Annotated in this window: 2 protein-coding genes; both read left to right on the top strand. The window is 56.7% G+C overall.

The genetic code is table 11. The annotated features are described in order from the left end of the window. A partial coding sequence (locus tag A1351_RS09060) for an MbtH family NRPS accessory protein (RefSeq protein ID WP_064032818.1) occupies window positions 1-177 on the top strand: 177 nt, incomplete at its 5' end. A 104-nt stretch (window positions 178-281) separates the two neighbouring features. Continuing rightward, the gene (locus tag A1351_RS09055) at window positions 282-1,211 is read left to right on the top strand and encodes a cupin-like domain-containing protein (protein WP_371441471.1); all 930 of its coding nucleotides are present in this window, start codon (window positions 282-284) and stop codon (window positions 1,209-1,211) included. Window positions 1,212-1,267: the final 56 nt, after the last annotated feature.

Here is a 1,267-nt window from a genome sequence, read left to right as displayed (position 1 = left end):
CACGAAGAACAATATTCGATTTGGCCGGAGTACAAGGATATTCCGAAAGGCTGGCGGTCCGTCGGCAAGACGGGGCTCAAGGGCGAATGCCTCACCTACATCAAGGACGTGTGGACCGACATGCGTCCTCTCAGCCTGCGTAGGCAGATGGCGGAGGTCGGAGCAGGAAGAGCCTGAGCAGAGTGCGGACATGCCGCGGGCTTTGAAAAGGTTGCTCGCCGCACGTCTGCGAGTGCAGCTTCGCTGCAAGAAGAATTCTTCGTCCTCGAGCGGCTCATGATATGGCCGATCGCATAATCGTACCTCGATTTCGGGTTGGAACGATGTCGATCGCATTTTGCGTTGATCGTGTAGACCAGTTGTCTCCGGACGAGTTCGTCGAAGGCTACGTTCGTTTGCGACGGCCGGTCGTCATCTCGGGTGGACTGAAAAAATGCGTCGCGTTCGTGTCCTGGAATCTCGACTATCTTCGACGACGCGCTGGCGACCGGAATGTCGTTCTCAAGAAGTGGGGGCCTTCGGGAATCTGCCTTGACCATTCGAGGCTGCGCGATTATGTCGACGCTCTGGAAGCCTATGAATCGCGAGGGAATTCGGCGATTGCGCAACAGCCGGCCTATCTGCACGACGTGCCGCTGACGAGCATATTGCCGGACGCTGGCGCCGATCTTCGAGGATTTCCCGCAAATTTTTTCCCGCTATGGTACGGCGTGGAGTGGCCGACATTCGCCCAGCTCTTTCTTGGACCCTCGGGAAGCGTGACGCCGCTTCATTTCGACTGCCTCCTGACGCATAATTTGTTCTTCCAGGTGGCGGGCAGAAAGAAGTTCACGCTGCTTCCTCGCGAGCAGATCAAATATTGCTATCCCTATAATTGGCGGTGGTGCGAAATCGACGTCGAAAAGCCCGATTACAATCGGTATCCGCTCTATCGACTGGCGAATCCGACGGAGGTTGTCGTCGAGCCCGGCGACGTTCTGTACATGCCGCCGGGCACGCTCCATCACGTGCGCAGCCTCGATTGCGCTCTCTCGTTCAATGTGGACTGGCATACGAAGGACAGCGCTCTGCGCGGCGCGCTGTCCTTCCTGCGCGGCATGCCCACAAAGAACATCTACTACAACATGATCGTCGCATTCGGATTGTGGAGCGGCGCCTCCACGAAGCGATTGCTTCCGTACTATCGATCCTATCTGAATTACGTCTCTTGAACGAAGCCGTTCATCAAGCGCTTTGGCGAAAAGGGCACGGGGATGCGAAGATCATG

It is taken from the genome of Methylosinus sp. R-45379, from assembly GCF_001644125.1.
GTDB lineage: Bacteria > Pseudomonadota > Alphaproteobacteria > Rhizobiales > Beijerinckiaceae > Methylosinus.
The sequence above is the reverse complement of the archived record's forward strand: the minus strand, read 5'-3'. Positions and strand labels throughout refer to the sequence as shown.